The 19,900-nt window shown below is 50.3% G+C and carries 14 protein-coding genes; 9 read left to right on the top strand and 5 right to left on the bottom strand.

Features of this window, described 5'->3' with window-relative positions; translation table 11 throughout:
* Positions 1–443: 443 nt before the first annotated feature.
* Positions 444–2,051, top strand: a complete 1,608-nt coding sequence (locus tag IXB28_RS07440) for a type I restriction-modification system subunit M (protein ID WP_246559647.1) — start codon at positions 444–446, stop codon at positions 2,049–2,051.
* 98 nt (positions 2,052–2,149) lie between these two features.
* Complete coding sequence (locus IXB28_RS07435; protein ID WP_215617891.1) at positions 2,150–3,379, top strand: restriction endonuclease subunit S; 1,230 nt, start codon at positions 2,150–2,152, stop codon at positions 3,377–3,379.
* 69 nt (positions 3,380–3,448) lie between these two features.
* On the opposite strand, the gene IXB28_RS16760 is transcribed toward IXB28_RS07435, so the two are convergent.
* Positions 3,449–3,574: a hypothetical protein gene (locus tag IXB28_RS16760; RefSeq protein WP_274609663.1), complete on the bottom strand. Its 126-nt coding sequence runs from the start codon at positions 3,572–3,574 to the stop codon at positions 3,449–3,451.
* Here IXB28_RS16760 and IXB28_RS07430 point away from each other — a divergent pair.
* The 6 genes from IXB28_RS07430 to IXB28_RS07405 all read left to right on the top strand — a co-directional run bounded on the left by IXB28_RS07430 (position 3,573) and on the right by IXB28_RS07405 (position 11,890).
* Positions 3,573–3,830, top strand: coding sequence for a hypothetical protein (locus tag IXB28_RS07430; protein WP_215617890.1), 258 nt, complete (start codon positions 3,573–3,575; stop codon positions 3,828–3,830). The two genes, IXB28_RS16760 and IXB28_RS07430, sit on opposite strands and share 2 nt — an antisense overlap.
* A complete protein-coding gene (locus tag IXB28_RS07425; RefSeq protein ID WP_215617889.1) occupies positions 3,827–4,246 on the top strand; it encodes a type II toxin-antitoxin system VapC family toxin in 420 nt (139 codons plus the stop codon). The genes IXB28_RS07430 and IXB28_RS07425 overlap by 4 nt, the downstream gene beginning before the upstream one ends.
* A 154-nt stretch (positions 4,247–4,400) precedes the next feature.
* Complete coding sequence (locus tag IXB28_RS07420) at positions 4,401–7,919, top strand: DEAD/DEAH box helicase family protein (RefSeq protein ID WP_215617888.1); 3,519 nt, start codon at positions 4,401–4,403, stop codon at positions 7,917–7,919.
* Between the two features lie 766 nt (positions 7,920–8,685).
* Positions 8,686–9,282, top strand: a complete 597-nt coding sequence (locus IXB28_RS07415; protein ID WP_215617887.1) for a hypothetical protein — start codon at positions 8,686–8,688, stop codon at positions 9,280–9,282.
* Positions 9,283–9,349: 67 nt separating this feature from the next.
* Complete coding sequence (locus tag IXB28_RS07410) at positions 9,350–9,994, top strand: dioxygenase family protein (protein WP_215617886.1); 645 nt, start codon at positions 9,350–9,352, stop codon at positions 9,992–9,994.
* 780 nt (positions 9,995–10,774) lie between these two features.
* A complete protein-coding gene (locus IXB28_RS07405; protein WP_215617885.1) occupies positions 10,775–11,890 on the top strand; it encodes a GGDEF domain-containing response regulator in 1,116 nt (371 codons plus the stop codon).
* 210 nt (positions 11,891–12,100) lie between these two features.
* Here the strand turns inward: IXB28_RS07405 and IXB28_RS07400 are convergent, their stop codons facing one another.
* Positions 12,101–14,563 (bottom strand): ATP-dependent Clp protease ATP-binding subunit, encoded by a 2,463-nt coding sequence (locus IXB28_RS07400; protein ID WP_215617884.1) that lies wholly within the window; start codon positions 14,561–14,563, stop codon positions 12,101–12,103.
* A 434-nt stretch (positions 14,564–14,997) separates the two neighbouring features.
* Positions 14,998–15,480, bottom strand: a complete 483-nt coding sequence (locus IXB28_RS07395) for a hypothetical protein (protein WP_215617883.1) — start codon at positions 15,478–15,480, stop codon at positions 14,998–15,000.
* 230 nt (positions 15,481–15,710) lie between these two features.
* Here IXB28_RS07395 and IXB28_RS07390 point away from each other — a divergent pair, with 230 nt between their 5' ends.
* Complete coding sequence (locus tag IXB28_RS07390) at positions 15,711–17,399, top strand: ABC-ATPase domain-containing protein (protein ID WP_215617882.1); 1,689 nt, start codon at positions 15,711–15,713, stop codon at positions 17,397–17,399.
* Positions 17,400–17,765: 366 nt separating this feature from the next.
* On the opposite strand, the gene IXB28_RS07385 is transcribed toward IXB28_RS07390, so the two are convergent.
* A complete protein-coding gene (locus IXB28_RS07385; protein ID WP_215617881.1) occupies positions 17,766–17,990 on the bottom strand; it encodes a hypothetical protein in 225 nt (74 codons plus the stop codon).
* A gap of 105 nt (positions 17,991–18,095) precedes the next feature.
* Entirely contained in the window at positions 18,096–19,130 is a 1,035-nt protein-coding gene (locus tag IXB28_RS16915; protein ID WP_215617880.1) for a GGDEF domain-containing protein, read from the bottom strand.
* Positions 19,131–19,900 lie beyond the last annotated feature (770 nt).

Here is a 19,900-nt window from a genome sequence, read left to right as displayed (position 1 = left end):
TCGCTCAATCCTGTCAATCGGTTGAGAACTCTCTCCTGTGAACTTTGAAACAATATTTGTCTAAACTCCAGGAATTAAGAAGTATTGGTAAGGGAAATAGAGGTACTAACTTGGACGTGGGGTATCGCCTTCTTGGTCATAGCAAAAGACTAAGCGTCGGTCGGCCATATTGTTTCACCTTCTGAAAGTCGACGAGCTTTGTAAGCTTCGATAATCCTACATTTAAGTAGGGACAGTAAAATAAATAGCTCATTAAGTGGGCAATTTGCGGTTAAAGGCTTCTAGAAGCAGAAATATCATATAAATGGCTAAGGTTTTAGCCCCATTTTTGGGCATTCTTCAGACCTGACGCATCAATTTATCTACGTATATTTTTGAACTACCTTATGATTTGATGCCGCCTTCAGGGGGTAAAGTCGTTTAGAGCAATTCAGGCACGCTTAATGATCACTGGCGAACTAAAATCTAAAGTTGACAAAATCTGGGACACCATGTGGTCCGGGGGGATTTCAAACCCGCTGTCGGTGATTGAGCAGTTGACCTATTTGCTGTTTATTAAGCAGTTAGACGAAAAGCATACGCTAAAGGAACGTAAGGCGAATCGGACGAAAAAGCCCATTGAGGAGCCGATTTTTACCCCCGAGCAGGATCATTTGCGCTGGTCGCGGTTTAAGGAGACAGCCCCGGAGCAGATGTTTGAGACGCTGCGGGATCAGGTGTTTCCGTTTATCAAGAGCCTGGGGCAGCCAGAACTCTCCAAGCGTCCCTTCGACTCCGCTCAGGGAACGCCTAACAATCTCGACTCCGCTCAGGGAACGCCTAGCCATTCGGTCGCTGAGCGAAGAAGAAGCGACGCTTCGACTTCGCTCAGCGACAGCGAGGAAGAATCTACCTATAGCCACCATATGAAGGACGCCATCTTTATGATGCCGACGCCTCGGGTGCTGGCGAATGTGGTGGACCAGCTTGATGCCATTGACATGGCAGATCGCGATACGAAGGGCGATCTGTATGAGTACATGCTGGGCAAGATTGCCAGTGCCGGGCAAAATGGCCAGTTTCGGACGCCGCGCCATATTATTCGGTTAATGGTGGAGTTGACGGCACCGACACCGAAGGATGTGATTTGCGATCCGGCCTGTGGGACGGCGGGCTTTTTGATTGCGGCATCGGAGTATTTGGTCGATCACCACAACAAGGTGATTTATAAGGATGCCGAGTCCCGACAGCGGTTTAATGAAGATACGTTTCACGGGTACGACTTTGACTCCACCATGCTGCGCATTGGCAGTATGAATATGTTGCTCCACGGGGTGGAGAATCCGGATATTTGCTATAAGGATTCGTTGGCGGAACCGGATGAGACGTCGGACGATGATGAGGAAGCTTATTCGTTGATCTTGGCGAATCCGCCGTTTGCAGGGAGTTTGGACTATGAGGTGACGTCAAAAGATCTGTTGAAGGTGGTAAAGACTAAGAAGACAGAGCTGTTGTTTTTGGCGTTGTTTTTGCGGTTGTTGCAAACGGGCGGACGGGCGGCGATTATTGTGCCGGATGGGGTGCTCTTTGGCTCGTCGAAGGCGCATAAGAGTTTGCGGAAGATGCTGGTGGAAGAGCAGAAATTGGATGGGATTATTTCGATGCCGTCGGGGGTGTTTAAGCCCTATGCGGGGGTGTCGACGGCGATTGTGTTGTTTACGAAGACTAACTCTGGTGGGACGGACCAGGTGTGGTTTTATGATATGCAGGCGGACGGGTTTAGCCTGGATGATAAGCGGACGGAGCAGCCGGATAAGAGTGATTTGCCGGATATTTTGGAACGGTGGCAGAAGCGGAAGGCGGAGGCGGAGCGGAAGCGGACGGAGCAGAGCTTTTTGGTGCCGAAATCGGAGATTGCGGAGAATGAGTATGATCTGTCGATTAATCGGTATAAGGAGGTGGTGTATGAGGAGGTGGTGTATGACCCGCCTGGGGTGATTTTGGGGCGGTTGGCGAAGTTGGAGGAGGAGATTTTTGAGGGGCGGAAGGAGTTGGAAGAACTATTGAGATGAGAATAAAGAATGTCAACAGGAGTAATTATTTCTTGCAGAATAATGATCACAAGCTAAATGTGTTGAAGCTCGATATTCGGCAGTAGGGAGTCCACCAAATGTTGCAAACTGTGCAGATGGATTTAGCCAAAAGCCAATCTTGGGAGACTGTCACCTTAGCTGATCTCTTGACCGAAAATCCATGTAATGGACTTTATAAGTCATCAAATTTCTTAGGTAGTGGGGTTCTTTTTTTAGATATTAATGGTTTATACAAAGGCTTAAGCGCTGATTTTAGTACGGCTAGAAGAATAAATGTGGATGCTAAGGAATTTGAGCGTTACAGCTTGAAAATTAGCGATATTTTATTCAATCGCGTTTCTAAAACTCCAGAGGGAGTTGGTAAGGCTGTGATGGTAGATTTTTTGCCAGAGCCTTCTGTTTTCGAATCTAATATGATTCGAGTACGCTTGGATTTAAGTAGAGTAGATAATTTATTTCTGGTTTACTATTTATCATCTGATAAAGCACGCAAAGAATTACTCTCTAAAGCAAATCTTGCAAACCAAGCAAGTATCAATCAACAGGCTCTCAAATCGCTTAAAATCCCCCTTCCACCGCTGTCAGAGCAAAAGAGGATTGCGAGGATTCTGGATGCGGCGGATGCTTTGCGGGTGAAGCGACGGGAGGCCATATCGCAGCTCGACGCCCTCCTCCAATCTACCTTCCTCACCCTCTTCGGCGACCCCGTTAGCAATCCAAAATGTCCAGTCACTAATCTTGACAAACATCTGATTTTTGTTACTAGTGGGGGGCGTGGGTGGGCAAAATACTACAGTGAAAAGGGAAAGAGATTTATTCGGTCGCTTGATGTTCAGATGAATGGAATCTCTAACAAAGAGATTATTCTGGTTGATCCACCAGATAATGCTGAAGCCAAAAGAACAAAAGTAACCAAGAACGACGTATTACTTACCATTACGGGTTCTAGAATAGGCAGAGTTGCAAAAGTTCCTGACTATCTTGAAGGTTCTTTTATTAGTCAGCATGTTGCTATCTTGAGATTAGATTCTCATCTTATGCCAGATTTTTTAGCCCACTTCCTCTCGCTTCAGCAAGGTGGCCAGATTCAGATTAGGAAGATGCAATATGGCCAGACCAAGCCAGGTCTTAACTTTAAACAGATAAGAGCTTTTCAAATTCCCATTCCCTCTGTTAAGGAACAACATCATTTTGCCGATATCGTTTCATCCATCGAAAAACAAAAAGCCCAACAACGTATTCACCTCGCCGAACTCGACACCCTCTTCGCCACCCTCCAATCCCGCGCCTTTAAGGGCGAATTATAATGATGGCAGCTTCGACTCAGCTCAGCTACCGGTTCGACTCAGCTCAGCTACCGGTTCGACTTCGCTCTGCTACCGGTTCGTCCAGCGTTGCCACGCTGCCTGAGCGGAGTCGAAGGCAGCATCCCCTAACCCCTCTTGCACCGCTATGCCAACGCCTCCGCCCAGGGGACGATTAACATCACCAGAGAACAACATGGAACCAATTACCCGAGAGCAATTAAAACGCCAGATTGATACATTGGATACCGCCTATCTAGGTCTGGTATACCGAGTTCTCCGACAATTTCCCCATACCAAGCCACATCAAGAAGCCGCTCAACCGTCAGAAAACGGAAATAAATCAACGTTTTCCCAGCGCTGGCGTGGCAAATTAGGCACCACACAGTTTAGTTCAGAAACATTAGCCGCCGATCCCCGCCTTGCCTATCTAGCAGAACGGTACAAACTATGAGGATATTCATCGACTGCGATGTACTACTCGATGTGGGCTTAGACCGAAAACCTTTTGTGGAAACCTCCAGCGTTCTGATGGACTATCTGGAAGCAAATCCCCAAACTGGCTGCATCGCATGGCACTCCCTCAGCAACATTTACTACATCGCCTCTAAAACCACTAGCAAAGACCAAGCCCGAGACTTCATTGCTGACCTATGCAGGTTTTTATACGTCGTCCCCACAGGCAATCAAGACGTTCTAACAGCTTTAGAACAGCCCATGTCTGACTTTGAAGATGCCCTACAGGTCTCAGCGGCCCTCGCGTGCGAAGCAGAGTACATCATTACCCGCAATTTAGATGACTATGCCAATGCCCCTCTTCCAGCCTGTGCCCCTGATAAATTTATCGAACAAATAAGCCCAGCGGAATAACCCGCAAACCTCTTAATTGCGATGAAGATATCTAGCAGAATTTGGGTAACCCAATAAAAAATGAACGATTACGGCCATCAAGCGCTAGCAATCTACCTGATGCTAATGCGCACATTCAGAAACATTATGTAGTTATCTGCTAGCGGTCCTCGTGATGACCAATTTCGCCTTTCTCCCCAGCCAATTCCGCACCATTGCCGAATCCGCCACCCGAGCCGAAGGCTACATCATCGGCGATCCTCGCGCAGCCTGCTTCCATGCCCGCTTCACCCTAGAAGCCATCGTCCACTGGCTCTACCGCTACGACAACCGCCTGCGCCTACCCTACGACCAAAAGCTGGGTGCTCTGCTCCACGCCACCTGTTTCCAAAACACCATCCCCCAGGCCATTTTCCACAAAGCCAAACTGGTCAAAGGCATCGGCAACCGCGCCGTCCACGAAACCCGCCCCGTTCGCCCTCAAGACGCCCTCCAGTCCGTTAAAGAACTCCACCACATCTGCTACTGGCTCACCCGCACCTACACCCCCGACGCCCCCCGCAACGGTGCCGCCTGGAAAGATGACCGCATCCCTGGCTCCCCTGGCTTCGACTCCGCTCAGCCAGCGGGTTCTCACGGCGCTCCCCGAGCGGAGTCGAGGGGAGTCGACGTCGTCCCTCGTGCAGAACTCGAAGCCCTCGAAGCCAAACTTGCCCAACAACACGAAGACGCCCTTAAACAACAGCAAGAAAAAGACAAACTCGACGCCGAAATCCAAAAGCTTCAGCAAGAAATTGCCGAGATCCGCGCCACTAACGAACAGCAGCCCGACCCCCACGACTACACCGAAGCCGAAACCCGCCACTACCTGATCGACCTGGATCTACATCGCGCAGGCTGGCCCCTGGACCAAACCCGCGACCGGGAATACGAAGTCACCGGCATGCCCAATGCCAAGGGCATCGGCTATGCCGACTACGTCCTCTGGGGCGATGACGGCAAACCCCTCGCCGTCGTCGAAGCGAAAAAATCCACCGTTGACCCCACCACCGGCCAACGTCAAGCCGAACTCTACGCCGACTGTCTAGAGGCCATGCACGGCCAGCGGCCCCTGATTTTCTACACCAACGGCTACACCACCTGGCTCTGGGACGATACCGTCTACCCACCCCGCCAGGTCACCGGCTTCTACAAAAAAGACGAACTGGCCCGCCTGATCCGCCGCCGCACCCAGCGCCAAAGCCTTGACACCGCCCAGGTCAAAGACGCCATTGCCGGACGCTACTACCAAAAACGCGCCATTGGTAGCATTTTTGAACAATTCACCCAGGCCCGCCGCAAAGCCCTGCTGGTGATGGCCACCGGCACCGGCAAAACCCGCACCGCCATTGCCCTGGTGGACGTACTCCAGCGGGCAGGCTGGGTCAAACGCGCCCTCTTCCTCGCCGACCGCGTTTCCCTGGTCAAACAAGCCGCCAACGCCTTCAAAACCCATCTCCCCGACTCCAGCCCGGTAAATCTAGTCACCGAAAAAGACACCGACGGTCGCGTCTACGTCTGCACCTATCCCACCATGATGGGGTTGATCGATTCAGGCTTCGACTCCGCTCAGCCAACGGGAGGGCGTCGCCGTTCCCCGAGCGGAGTCGAGGGGAGCGGAGTCGAGGGGAGCGGAGTCGAAGCCCGCTTCGGTGTCGGCTATTTCGATCTGATCATCATCGACGAAGCCCACCGCTCCGTTTACCAAAAATATCGCACCATTTTCCAACACTTCGACTCGCTGCTCGTGGGCCTCACCGCCACCCCCCGCGAAGAAATCGACAAAAACACCTACGACCTCTTTGACCTAGAGCAGGGGGTGCCCACCGACGCCTACGAACTCGAAACCGCTGTGGCCGATGGATTTCTAGTGCCGCCCCGCGTGCAACAGGTGGACCTGCGCTTTCCCCGCGAAGGCATCGACTACGACGCCCTCAGCGACGAAGAAAAAGCCCAGTGGGAAAACCTTGACTGGGGCGACGATGCCGACGAAGAGACACTGCCTGACCGAGTAAATGCCACCGCCATCAATAGCTGGCTATTTAACGAAGACACCGTGGACAAAGTGCTCAAACACTTGATGGAGAACGGCCACAAAGTAGAGGGTGGCGACCGCCTTGCTAAAACCATTATCTTTGCCCGTAAACACGAACACGCAAAGTTCATTGCAGACAGGTTTAACCACCACTACACAAACTATGCCGGACACTTTGCCCGCGTCATTGCCCACAAGGAAAAATATCCCCAAACCCTGATCGACGATTTCTCCATCAAAGACAAAGATCCCCACATTGCCATCTCTGTCGACATGCTCGACACCGGCATCGACGTGCCCGAGGTGGCCAACCTGGTATTCTTCAAACCCGTCTATTCCAAAATCAAATTCTGGCAAATGATCGGTCGCGGCACCCGCCTCTGCCCAGACCTGTTCGGCCCTGAAGAACACAAACAAGACTTTCGCATCTTTGACTTTTGCTTTAACTTCGACTTCTTTAAAGAAAATCCAGACGGCATCACCGCCAGCGGCAGCGCCCCCCTCGGTACCCGTCTCTTCCGTGCCCGCGTGCAGCTCCTCGGCCACGTCCAAACCAATTCTGACCTAGACCCAGACGCCACCCTCAAAGGTTCTCTCACCGAAGGACTCCACGGCGAAGTTGCCGCCATGAACCCAGAGAACTTCATCGTGCGCATGCACCTGGAAGCCGTTGAAAAATTCCAGCAGCGCGACACCTGGGACCAGATGACCGACAGCGACCGCGAGGAACTTAATCGCGAAGTCGCCGGACTACCCAACACCCTGGAAACCGACGACATCGAGGCCCGACTATTTGACCTCAAAGTACTCCGCATGCAGCTGGCCCAGACCGAAGGCGATGCGGCCACCTTTGAACGTAATCGCCAGCGCATAGTAGAACTGGCCATGATATTAGAAGAGAAAACAACGGTTCCTGGTGTAATTGCCCAGCTTGAATACCTGGCCAGCATGCAAGAAGCCACCTTCTGGGAAGCCATTGACCTCAATGCGCTAGAAGATTTACGCCTACGATTGCGTGGCTTAATGTCGTTAATTGAAAAGAAAAAGCGCAAGATTGTTTACACCGACTTCAAAGACGAAGTCATTAGCGTACGAGATCAAGAGCTGGTCTATATGCCAAAAATGACCGGCCTACAGTACGAGAAAAAGGTGAAAGACTACCTGCGCAACCACCAAAACCATCTGGTCATTCAGCGCCTGCGCACCAACCAGCCCCTCACCGAAACCGACCTCCAGGGTCTGGAACAAACCCTCACCGAAATCGGTGCCGACGAAGGCGAAACGCTCCTCTCCAATCTACTCGCCCGCAGCAGCGCCCCTTCCCTGGCCCACTTTGTCCGTAGCCTGGTGGGCATGGATCGCGCCACCGCCCAAAAAGCCTTTGGTAAATTTCTCAATGACCGCAGCCTCACCGGACAGCAGATCCGCTTTGTGGAAATGGTGATCGATCAGCTCACCACCCATGGCATCGTAGAAGATGCGGCCCTTTACGAGCCCCCCTTCAGCAATCTCCATGCCGGTGGTCCCGATGAGTTATTTAGCGGAAAAGAGAATGTAATCGATGGCATCTTTGAGACTTTGCAATCAGTTCACAGTGGCTTACCCGCTCAAGCTAGTTGAAGCGCAAGGATTTCCTCAATACTCAACTCTGATTATAATCTCCTGTTTCCTGAGGGCTCACTACCCGAATCCAACTAGGCCCCAGCTGAATATCCATTGTCCCTCCCTCTTTAAGTACCATTAACCCAAGCAATAGTATCGAAACAACAACTAAAGGTAATACTGTAAGTGTAGTTTGGCGCATGTGAACTATGTGATGAACTACATTGGCGGACATGTTGCTGAACCCAACGGTCCGCCACCAATTGACTTCATCCCTATTAATGCGTACGTGAAAACTCTCTGGCAACTGTTGCAATTACAGAGACCACCGACACAAGTTTCAATATTTTTCCGGAAAGACATCCGTAATATCACACATATACTAGCGATCTTTGATGTATCAAATTCTTTAAAATAGTCAGTCTATCCCCCTAGATTCATGCATTTCCTGATTTGATAAATAATTTTTTACCAACTAAAAAATGGATGCTACCACCAAAAAAGATTGTTAGCTTTTCAGTGTTATTTCAGGGAAAACCCTACTAATGGTTAGGGTTTTCCGATCTCCCCAGTAAAAAGCTGGTTGAATCTTGAGCATTTTTTCAGGGCAAACCCTACTAACGGTAGGGTAATCCCACATCTACAGAAAACTTGCTCTATTACTAGACTATTAGACAAAGGGGGACATTCAACCGTCTATGACGGCAACACAAGACCGTCTTTACGGTAACGGGGACGTTAAAACCCTCCACCACGGCAACACAAAACCATCTTCAAAGTAACTATGCTGCAATCACTTCTCGATTTGCTGCAGCAAATCGACCTATCTGCCCTTGGCGACCTCAGCGAACTCGATTGGACCAATATCGCCACCTATGGAGCCTTAACGGCCGCCTTCGCCGGCATTATTTGGACAGCGTCTAAGAATTTTCTCAAATTACTATGGCAGAAAACCGAGGGGCTGATCGGCTTTATTGTCAGCACCCTGGTTGTGATCTCTCTGTGGTATACCCTGCTGCGGGTCCACGTTAGTATTTCCTTTAACCTCGACAAAGAAGTCTTTGATAATCTTCTCTGGTTCTCCGCCATTCTCTTTACGCCCTATTACCTCATCCACTACAAACTGCTCACTGGCTTTCTTCTTACAATTGTTAGAAGTGTGGAACTCGTCTTCGACCTACTTATTTTTTCCTGGTTTCCTCAAAAAGCAGAACAGAATAGAACCAAGTGGAAAACTCGCATTGGTAGCTTATCCCAAGCTTGGAAAGAAACTGTAAGCACCTTGTTCAATAAAGACCCCATGCTAGTGCCCACCGCTGCCATGGCATCAGGCGGCGATGAAGCGACGGCAGAAGATTTAGAAGGTCCAGCCACAACGTGAGCTTGCTTAATACATTCAGGCACTAAATTGCAAGCTACCATGGAAGCGCTCCATGGAATGCCTTCCGATGTCTATTCAAAAGTTCCATCGTCGACTGCTTTTGCGGCTAGGGTCTGTCACCCTAGCTTCGTTTGTATCTGCCAACTGTAGTCGTCGGTCTTTGTTTTCGCCCAAGCCCACCATTGAGGACCAATCTAAGGGTCAAACAAAAGGCCAAACGGAACGCCAACCACTACCCACTACCCCCGCCTGTGGCGACGACCTGGCCACCCCATCACAGACCGAGGGCCCTTTCTATACGCCCGACTCCCCAGAACGCCAGTCCTTATTAGAGCCTGGATTTGCGGGTGATGTCATTGTGCTTACCGGACAGGTGCTGTCGTCCCAATGTGTACCGATAGCTGGGGCTTTGGTAGATTGTTGGCACACGGATGCCCAGGGTGAATATGACAACAGTGGCTACCGCTTCCGGGGGCATCAGTTTACGGATGCCGATGGCCGCTACCGAATTGAGACTATTCTGCCTGGCGTATATCCGGGACGCACCCGCCACTTTCATGTCAAAGTACAGGCTGCGAATCAACCCGCACTCACTACCCAACTTTATTTCCCAACAGAACCGGCAAATCAGGGGGACTTTCTCTTCAATCCGTCTCTGTTAATGACAATGAGCAACGATCTAAAAAGCGCTACGTTTAACTTTGTTATATAAATCGTACTAAAGCCAAACCATTGGCTTCTATGAACATTTTAAGGATACATTAATGGGAATTATCTATTTCCTATTATATGGCCTCATACGTACGTATCTTATACGACAAATTGCGTAATTAATAATTTTGATGTCAGGATTTTTCGTGATGCTGTTGGGGCTCGTTCTAAGATAGAAAGCTAATAGAGTGAGGGTGTTTTTATCGGATTAATGAATGCGATAAATGCGAAGTAAGCGAGACCTAATATAGCCAAAGGAAATCTTTTTTATTGAGAAGCTTTCATTTAAGCAATAGTCTGAATCGAATTTAAGATCTTGTATAAATCGCTTATAGATTAACCAAGAAGATTGCCAAAAATCTGGTTCAGACTTCATACGGATTGAAAATATTTGGATTTTGATTGCAAAATAGTGATTTTACGGAACTATCTATCAAAGAAAATTGATACATTTTTTCTTGTATTTAATAAATGACTTTGACCATGTCTATAGCAAGACTATGCATAGCTATTTCAATTGTTGGCAGTGGTTGTTCTTGTAAACATTTAATAAATAGTGGTGCATTAGATTCTTAAATTCTTCTTTCAATATGTTTGTAGCTCTTTGTATAAAGAGATGATTTTATCTATGGCCTGTACATAGATAAAATCATGAAACACTAAAAATATCTCTTTTTATTGAGGGAAATGTGGTTCTGAAGATAGGGAATAAGGGGAAAATAACTCGTTACGTCCCATTCCCTAGGATTTATTGTCTAATCTCGTGGTCTAAGGAAATTAAATGTTAAGTCAGATCGAGCCCGATGTGTTTGGTGTCGATGTGTTAGGGACATTATTGGTATGGCACAGTCCCGGTGATGCATTGGAGTTGTTGGTAAAAGCATGGCGGCAGCAAGGGTACGATGTTCGCAGCTGTTATTCGTTTGAAGATGCCTGGGATTTTACGCAAGCATTAACGCTAGATTTAGTGTTGATCAATCTGAATGCGGCGAAGGAAAAGGGATATTGGTTTTGCAAAAAACTGCAACAACCTAATGGACAACTGACTTCAGTTGTATTTTCCAGTAGTAATGACGATCAACGCACCATTGCTAAGGCCTTTGAATCTGGTGTAACTGACTATCTGGTGATGCCTTTTGATGTGTCATCCTGCTTGTTACGGCTTAAAAAGCATTTGCAAACTGGTCGCTTGTTGCGACGGCTGCGGTGTAACAACCGACAATTGAGGCATCAAGTTAGTGACAGTGAAGAGAAGCTGCAGCGCCTCGAAAGCATTCAATCGGCCCTGGTCTGCAAAAATCAAGAACTGGAAAAGCTCGCATATTTGGATGGCCTTACCCAAATCAACAATCGTCGAAGTTTTGATCAACGACTGGAAAATGCATGGGGAGAACAACGCCGCTGTTCCGAACAGTCACTTTCTTTGATTTTATGTGACATTGATTATTTCAAGCAGTACAACGACATTTATGGTCATCCGGCGGGGGACCAATGCCTACAACAAGTGGCCCAAATAATTCGCCAAACCGCGCAACGTTCGTCAGACATTATTGCACGGTATGGGGGGGAAGAGTTTGTGGTGATGCTGAAGGCAACAGATCATAAAGGGGGCTGCCAAGTGGCCCGATACTTGCATGCGGCGATTAATAAAGCGGCGATTCCCCATCGCGGTTCTCACCTGGACCGAGTAACGCTCAGCATGGGCATTGCGATGGCCGACCCCGACCATCACCATGGGGTGGGAGATTTGATCGAATCTGCGGATCGAGCCCTTTACCAGGCTAAACGCCAGGGACGAAATTGTATTGTGTTGGCAAAAACGCCGATGGAAAGCGCTAGTTCCTGGACGCCTTTAATGGCGGATAGTCGGTGCACGGCTCCGGCTATTTGTGGCTAATGGGGCCTAAAAATTTGTAGTTTGATCTGTCGGCCCTCTGCTTTGCGTAGCAGAGGGCCGATGCTGCGTTAAAGCGTTACGATCCAACGCCAAGGTGACGCGCCAACATAGGCAATCCAACATAGGCAATAAAATGGCTATGCCCGCATCATTGTCCGAGCATAGCCATTATTTTTTATTTACCCTGACTGGATCCTTGCAGGTCTATCGCTAACTTCTAGCACCCACCAGGGCGGGCTCTTTAGCGGACTTAACCGTGACCTTGGCATCGTCATCCAGGCCAAAGACAGCCGTATCACCATCATCGATGGAGCCTGCTAGCAGCGCTTCGGCTAGGGGGTCTTCCACTAGGCGAGAGATGGCCCGACGCATAGGTCGAGCACCGTAGGCCTGGTCATAGCCTGCGTTCACCAGGTGCTGTTTAAAGGCATCGGTGAGCTCTAGGGTGATATTGCGCTCTGCCAAACGGCCAGTGACCTGACGCAGCAGAATGTCGGCAATCTGAGCAACTTCAGTCTTGATCAACTGACGGAAGACGATAATTTCGTCGATGCGGTTTAGCAACTCAGGGCGGAAGAACTGCTTCATTTCTTCGTTCACTAGGTTGCGGATGTTGTTATATCGAGAGGTCATCTCGTCATCCAAGCTGAGCTCAAAGCCCAGACCGCCGCCGCCTTTTTCGATCACCTTAGACCCAATGTTGGAGGTCATGATGATCAATGTGTTCTTGAAGCTCACCTTGCGACCCTTGGCATCGCTGAGGTGACCGTCGTCTAGTAGCTGCAGCAAAATGTTGAAGACATCGGGGTGGGCCTTCTCGATTTCGTCTAGCAAAATCACGGTGTAGGGCTGACGGCGTACGGCTTCGGTGAGCTGACCACCTTCGTCGTAGCCCACATATCCCGGAGGAGACCCAATCATCTTGGAGACGGACTGGGGTTCCATAAATTCCGACATGTCGATGCGGATCATGGAATCTTCGGAGCCAAAGACCGCTGCGGCTAGGGCCTTCGCTAGCTCAGTTTTACCCACGCCGGTAGGGCCAGAGAAAATCAGGCTGGCAATGGGACGGTTGGGATTGCGCATGCCTACGCGGGAACGACGTACCGCTTTGGAAACGGCCTCTACGGCTTCGTTTTGGCCGATGACGCGCTTATGGAGCGTATCTTCTAAGTGCAGAATCATGGCCGATTCAGACTCGGTGAGGCGACTCACGGGTACGCCAGTCCATGCTGCGACGATATCGGCGATGTCTTCGTCGGTCACTTCGGGGTGGGGGGTACCGTTGGGCAGTAGTTCTGCCAGTAGGCCCTGCTCCTTGGTGCGCAGCTCAGGAATATCGCCAAAGGACTGACTTTCCATCAGTTCCATGATTTGAGTCTGTACCTGGCGCAGTTCGGTGCGCTTATCCCCAGCGGGAATATTTTGGGAATATCGCAAACGTACGCGGGACCCGGCTTCGTCAATTAGGTCAATGGCCTTATCGGGCAGGTGACGGTCGTTGATGTAGCGGTCGGCCAGGGTGGCAGCGGCGGTTAGGGCCTCGTCGGTGATGGTGAGGCGGTGGAACTGCTCGTACCGACCGCGCAGACCGCCGAGAATTTCTAGGGTATCTTCCACGGACGGTGGAGCTACGGTCACGCGCTGGAAACGACGCTCTAGGGCGGCATCCTTTTCGATGTACTTGCGGTACTCTTCCAATGTGGTAGCACCGATGCACTGGAGCTCGCCGCGAGCTAGGGCAGGCTTGAGCAGGTTAGCCGCGTCCATGCTGCCTTCGAGGGAGCCCGCACCCACTAGGGTATGGATTTCGTCGATGACTAGGATGATGTTTTGGGCTTCGCGCACTTCGCTCATCACCTGGTTGAGGCGTTCTTCGAAGTCGCCGCGGAAGCGGGTGCCGGACACTAGCATGGCCAAATCCAGGCTAATGACACGACGGTCGAACAGGGCTTCGGGCACATCCTGGTTGACGATGCGCTGGGCTAAGCCTTCTGCGATCGCAGTTTTACCCACCCCCGGTTCACCTACCAGCACCGGATTATTCTTAGTACGGCGACCCAAAATTTGCACCACCCGCTCAATTTCATCGGCGCGGCCAATCACCGGGTCCAGCTTGCCTGAAGCCGCTAGCTCCGTCAGGTCCGTACTAAATTCAGCTAAAACACCGTCACGTTTCGGGGCCTGGCCCGACTTCTCATCGTCGCGACGACGACCGCCGCCAGCCGCCACCGCAGACACCTCGCCAATGGTGCGAATCAATTGGGTACGCACCTGGTTTGGGTCCACGCCCAAATTATTCAGCACCCGGTAAGCGACGCTTTCCACATTTTGAGTCAGGCTCAGCAGCAGATGCTCCGGCTCAATATAGGGATGGTCGAGCTTGCGAGCCTCTTGAAACGCCTGCTCAAATACCTGCTTGACCTTAGGCGTAAATGGAATTTCAGTGGGGCCATTGCCCGAGCCGCGACCAATAATAGATTCCACTTCAGCACGGGAATTCGCCAGGTTGACTCCAAAATCGCTCAGCACTCGGGCGGCAATACTAGAGCCTTCTTTCACAATCCCGAGGAGCAGCTGCTCGCTACCGACAAAATTATGTCCCAGGCGCCTTGCCTCTTCCTGGGCCTGCATGATCACCGCAATAGCCGCATTGGTGAAATGTTCAAACATGTTTTATGGACCTCTGCCAGGATATGGAGTCGAAACCTAATAAGTAAACGTTGAATAAATGGGTGTTAACTTAGATTGCTTTAGACATTAAGTTTTTTAACTACGTAATAAAAATATACCCATGATCGCGGGATCGCGACAGGCTGGAGAGCCGAAGTTGAGTAAGGGGGGTAAACCGTATAGCCCTATGGACAACGGTTATGGTTTCAGTTTGCCCGAAGGATAAAGGAATTTATACGAATATGAATAAATGATAGGCGAATCTCCACATCTACCCACGGCTGCATAAAAAAATCATAAAGAAATCGCCTTCTCCCCAAGTTTTCCCCATGGGCAACGAGAAAGCGATTTTCCAAAGCCTATTTAGACTGATACGAAGTGATGGGGATAAAAAATTCCCTCGGCAGAGCCGTCCGCCGATCAACCACAGACCACTAGCTAAGGTTGGGCTGAACCGTTTGGCAGGTCTCTAACAACTGCTGATCTAAGTCAGATACATTGGGCAACGCCGTAAACCCATCGATGGCATAGTCTGAAGCCGCTGGGCCTGCGGTCAGGGTCGGCTGGGTCTGAGCGGCCATGGAGTAGGGATGGCTGGTTTGGGAGTAGCTATCGATGACGGTCAAATCTAAGCGGTTGGCAGATACATCCCCAGAAAAACAGTCAAAGGAAGAACTGGGCATATAAAATGCACCAACGGCGTGTCCCGCCGTCACTTCGAACACCATATAAACTGAGCCCAACTGGTCTGGGGTTTCTTGTTCACCGTAAACATAAATGCCATCCACCAAGGGAGAATTCGAAACCGCATTAGCAAGGGCAGCAACGGGGCCCAAACTGGTGAGCAGTGTAGTACTCAGTAAAACAGCGGCGGACTTGATCAACGTGGATAGGCGGGGGCGGGACAAATAAGCCATGGGACACATGATTACCTCGTATGGCTTCAGTATTCATGAATTTCCACCGGGCCTAAGTGATACTCCAAGACCTCACCGATGACACTTAGCACCCCGGCGCGTGATTCCAATCACAATAGGCTGAAACCCTGATTCCAAGGGAGGTTCAAAATCTTGTTCGCCAAGGAAAAAGCTCTTTTGAGCATAAAATCAGTGTTGATTGTCACTTTACCCGTAACATTTCTTAGTCTATGACCTCCCCCAGCGTTCTAGAACAGCAGCTAGATCGACTCAATGGCCAGAGCTACTCTGGCTACAAAAGGCTAAAAGGAGAGTATCAATTTCCCACGTTCAACCTCACCCTGGCCCACATCCAAGGAGATCCCTTTGCTGCCCCCAGTCGAGTCAGCCTGTGGGTCCCCCATGGCCAGGGTCAGTGGCCCCAAACCTATTGGCAAGATTCTATGCGGCAGGTGGCCCTGGGGGACTTTTTACACCGACAAATTATTCAGACGATTCCCCAAATACAACAGCGGCGAGGTTCGGGCAAAAGCGGCTGCCTGGTGGTGGCGGCGGCTAGCCAGGTAATGCTGGCTCGAACGGCGGTACAGGTAACCGCAGCGGGTATCGAGTTACGGTTGGGGGTGGGCTTACCCGCCCATGGTCGACGCATTGCCGGGCAGGCGGCCCAAGCATTGCTGCTAGACGATTTACCAGACCTGGTGCACAAAACGCTGCATTACCAGCCTGGGTGGCAGGATGACCTTGATCAACATATGGCCACCGTAGAAAATGCCAACGCCCTGCGACAGCAGCTAAAGGCCCAGGGTCTGGTGGCCTTTATCGCCAATGGGGCGGTGCTGCCCCGGCGCAGTGGTGTAGACCCACGCCCCTTGCCCAACGCAATTCCCTTTCAATCACCGGTTGCTTTAGAGGTGACCTTGCCCATGCCCCACGGAGGAGCGATCGCAGGTTTGGGCATTCCCCAGGGCGTCACCCTAATTGTCGGTGGCGGCTACCACGGCAAATCCACGGTGCTCAAAGCCATCGCCGAGGGCGCCTATAACCACATTCCAGGGGATGGTCGCGAACGGGTGGTGGCCCATGGCGCCACGGTAAAAATTCGGGCGGAGGATGGGCGCAGCGTCACCGGGGTGGATATTTCCCCCTTTATCGATCGGCTGCCCCAGGGCATATCGACAACCCACTTCAGCACCACCAACGCCAGCGGTAGTACGTCCCAGGCGGCCAATATTTTAGAAGCCATCGAAGCGGGGGCCCAGGTGTTGCTGATCGATGAAGATACGGCGGCAACAAATTTGATGATTCGCGATCGCAATATGCAATCCCTGATTGCCAAAGAAAAAGAACCCATCACCCCCTTTATCGACAAAGTACGACAGCTATACACCGACCACGGCATTTCCACCATCCTGGTGATGGGGGGCAGCGGCGACTACTTTGAGGTGGCGGACCAGGTGATTGCCCTAGACAGCTATAGGGCCCACGATGTGACGGAGCAGGCCCATGGGATCGCCACCCAGTACCCAAGCAACCGCCAAGGAGAAGGGGGCCAGCAATTTGGCACCATCACCCAGCGGCAGATTCAGCTACCCAGCTTTGATTTCGGACGTAAACCCGCCAAAGTAAAAACCCAAAAATTAACCACAGTGACCATCGGCAAAGAAGACATTGACCTACGGGGCATTGAACAACTGCTAGAGCCGAACCAGGTGCGGGCCATTGCCCATGCGATTTTGACCTGGCAGCAGCAAAGGCGCTCCCATGCCCTAGGCGAGCTTTTAGATGATGTGATGTCCTGGGTAGAGCGACGAGACTTGGATGGGTTAACGCCGTTTCCCATGGCAGACCTAAGCGAATTTCGACGGTATGAGCTAGCGGCCATCATTAATCGACTGCGGGGGCTACAGCGGCTGTAGTAGCGCTGACCGATTTTCTACAACGGAGGCGGAATCTTGTTTCAGTAAATTTGTGCGGGCTTTGGGGAAAGCGGTCGTTGGCGTTCCCCAAAGCAAAGTCTACCGGGAACGGCACCTGGTCGTAGCAGGTGCAGAAAAGGTCGTAGTAGATGCCCTGGCATCGTGCCAGGTAGTCCCGGCACGCAATATTTGCAAATGTATCAAGGTTCTGGCCATGGCTATGCCGGATCCATGCCATGGCCTAAGGTGTCCACTGGTATGACCAAAATCATGGTTTTACTGTATTCCTTGGCTGCCATAGCCCAGTGCTGTAGCGACACGGCATATGCCACCGTTTTACCGAACAGAGTTAACCGAGTGGAAAAGTTAATAACTCACAGGCTTAAACTCATCTCGATCAGGAAATGGAAGAACGCGAAGTTTCTGATCAAGAACAATATTCAGCTTTCGATAAAACATCGGATGAATAACACATGTGTCAGTCATCGACAGGGTCAACCGTTGCTCCATGCTATATTCAAAATCCGCCTCAACATAGCCGGTTTTCTCATTTAGATCCCTGACTCGACCAACAATCCCTAATTCAGTCACGAGGTGACAAAAAGCAGAGGGAGAATATTCACCGTAGGGCCATTCACCAGCGGTGGAGATAGGGAAACGTATGCTCAGGCAATCCCTGACGATTATCTCCCTGCATCAAACTTCCACCCGATTTCGTCCGCCCGTCTTCGCTCGATATAAATTGTTATCACTACGCTTCATCCAAGCAGTCCAATCCTCATTTGGCTGCAGCGTCGCTAACCCCACACTTACCGTCACCGAACGTTCCGGCAACAGCTCCAACAACGCAATACGTTCGCGCAAATCTTCCGCCACCCGCTGCGCAGCGTCTTTGCCCGTACCATGGAGCAAAATCAAAAACTCTTCCCCGCCCAGGCGAAATACCTTATCCACCCGACGTACACGTTCTTTCACCAAAGTACTCACACGGCAGAGGACATCATCGCCCACATCGTGCCCATAGGTATCGTTCACACTTTTAAAGTGATCAATATCGAACGCCACCAGGCTCATGGGCAATTCTGATCGCTTCGATTGTTCGATGGCCCAGTCCAGGGTCTCATGTAACAACGTTCGATTTAACAACCCAGTGAGCGGATCTGTCATCGCCTGCACCCGTAGCTGATGTTGTTGCTCTGTAATTACGCGAACAAAAACTGCAGCGGCAATGCTCACTAGGGCCAGGGTAACAACAATGCGAATGGCTAAATTTGGCGGAACAAACGCCGACACCAGAGGAATCGACACCCCAAACAAAACCGCTGTAGACAGCCATGCATGGCGCCGTGGCAACATAAAGTGAAACGAGCCCGCCGCCGGATAACACCAAAAAATGCCAATCGTCTCTTGCTGGCCGAGCAAGACCACTAGCAAAAGTAAAATAATAGGTACCAGACCAAACTGCGTCAGCACAATGCGGTAACGGTTGTGCCACACAATGAGCCCGGCATTGACCGTAAAAGCAATCAGAATGGCCCAGCAGATGATGCTAATAAGATATTGGGCGACTAAAAAGTTGTAGATGGCAAATGGCGTAATAAAAACAATGGCTACCAGGGCAAGCCTCAGAAACGATGTACGCAAAAAGTCAGACGTGGCCTGAAGCTGCTCTGGATAAAGATCCATGCTGAAAAATAAAGCATTGCGGTAGTAAGTGAAGAGGATTTTCACCTCTGGTCAAAGTTTATACCAAAGGTTTTTGGGGTCAACTAGGACACTCCATGGGCACGTACAACTAAAGCAGAGGACGGCTGTATGCATTACAGAACATTGCTGACCTTGACCCTAGGTTTGCAGGCAAAATACAGATGGATGGGATGCGCTGTGGATGGTTCATATCCTCAGATCGACACGGTCGCTAACGTGATCCCTTGGGCAAAGCGATGCGTTGTAAGGGTATACAACCTATAGCTAGGATAATCGACGGATATTTTCATGAAAATTTAACTTTGATGTAGCACTCTTGAACTAAACAATACACAAACAACTAAGCTGATTCTCTAAACTAAATTTGTAAATATGGGAACATACCCATATGGGTACATCTCTACTTAAACTTGAACATATTGGAACAAACGCAGTTTTTTGTCCGTAAAGGCAGATATTTGCTGAGTTTGTTTATGTTGTTCGGTTAACTTCATTAGGGTTAAATACTTATTTCGGTGCTTTTCTAATTTCCAATCTCTAAGGTTAGTCCTATCGCCTTTACGTCACACAGAAATGGAGTGGCACATTTATTCTTAATCTGTGAATTAGTTTTTTAACAGCTCCTAACTAGCCAGTTTTAGGGGAAATGGGGCATCAATTATGAATATTGCCTTAGCTAGGCATGCCGCAGGCACTGTCTAAACAAACGCTGTTAGAGAACATTTAGTGATTCAACAGCACTTTGGGGGAACGCTAGGGTCCACCCTACTTGCTCTTAGCCAACTTTCTTAAAA

Source organism: Leptothoe kymatousa TAU-MAC 1615, from assembly GCF_018739865.1.
Classification (GTDB): Bacteria; Cyanobacteriota; Cyanobacteriia; order Phormidesmidales; family Phormidesmidaceae; genus Leptothoe; species Leptothoe kymatousa.
Note: the sequence above shows the minus strand (reverse complement) of the source record. Positions and strands in the feature narration are given on the sequence as shown.

Coding starts and splice junctions, on each gene's coding strand:
- IXB28_RS07430 (WP_215617890.1), top strand. CDS start 3,573: ATGGAACCAATTACCCGAGAGCAATTAAAACGCCAGATTGATACATTG.
- IXB28_RS07425 (WP_215617889.1), top strand. CDS start 3,827: ATGAGGATATTCATCGACTGCGATGTACTACTCGATGTGGGCTTAGAC.
- IXB28_RS07415 (WP_215617887.1), top strand. CDS start 8,686: ATGCTGCAATCACTTCTCGATTTGCTGCAGCAAATCGACCTATCTGCC.
- IXB28_RS07410 (WP_215617886.1), top strand. CDS start 9,350: ATGTCTATTCAAAAGTTCCATCGTCGACTGCTTTTGCGGCTAGGGTCT.
- IXB28_RS07390 (WP_215617882.1), top strand. CDS start 15,711: ATGACCTCCCCCAGCGTTCTAGAACAGCAGCTAGATCGACTCAATGGC.
- IXB28_RS07400 (WP_215617884.1), bottom strand. CDS start 14,563: ATGTTTGAACATTTCACCAATGCGGCTATTGCGGTGATCATGCAGGCC.
- IXB28_RS07405 (WP_215617885.1), top strand. CDS start 10,775: ATGTTAAGTCAGATCGAGCCCGATGTGTTTGGTGTCGATGTGTTAGGG.
- IXB28_RS07440 (WP_246559647.1), top strand. CDS start 444: ATGATCACTGGCGAACTAAAATCTAAAGTTGACAAAATCTGGGACACC.
- IXB28_RS16760 (WP_274609663.1), bottom strand. CDS start 3,574: ATGTTGTTCTCTGGTGATGTTAATCGTCCCCTGGGCGGAGGCGTTGGC.
- IXB28_RS07420 (WP_215617888.1), top strand. CDS start 4,401: ATGACCAATTTCGCCTTTCTCCCCAGCCAATTCCGCACCATTGCCGAA.
- IXB28_RS07395 (WP_215617883.1), bottom strand. CDS start 15,480: ATGGCTTATTTGTCCCGCCCCCGCCTATCCACGTTGATCAAGTCCGCC.
- IXB28_RS07435 (WP_215617891.1), top strand. CDS start 2,150: ATGTTGCAAACTGTGCAGATGGATTTAGCCAAAAGCCAATCTTGGGAG.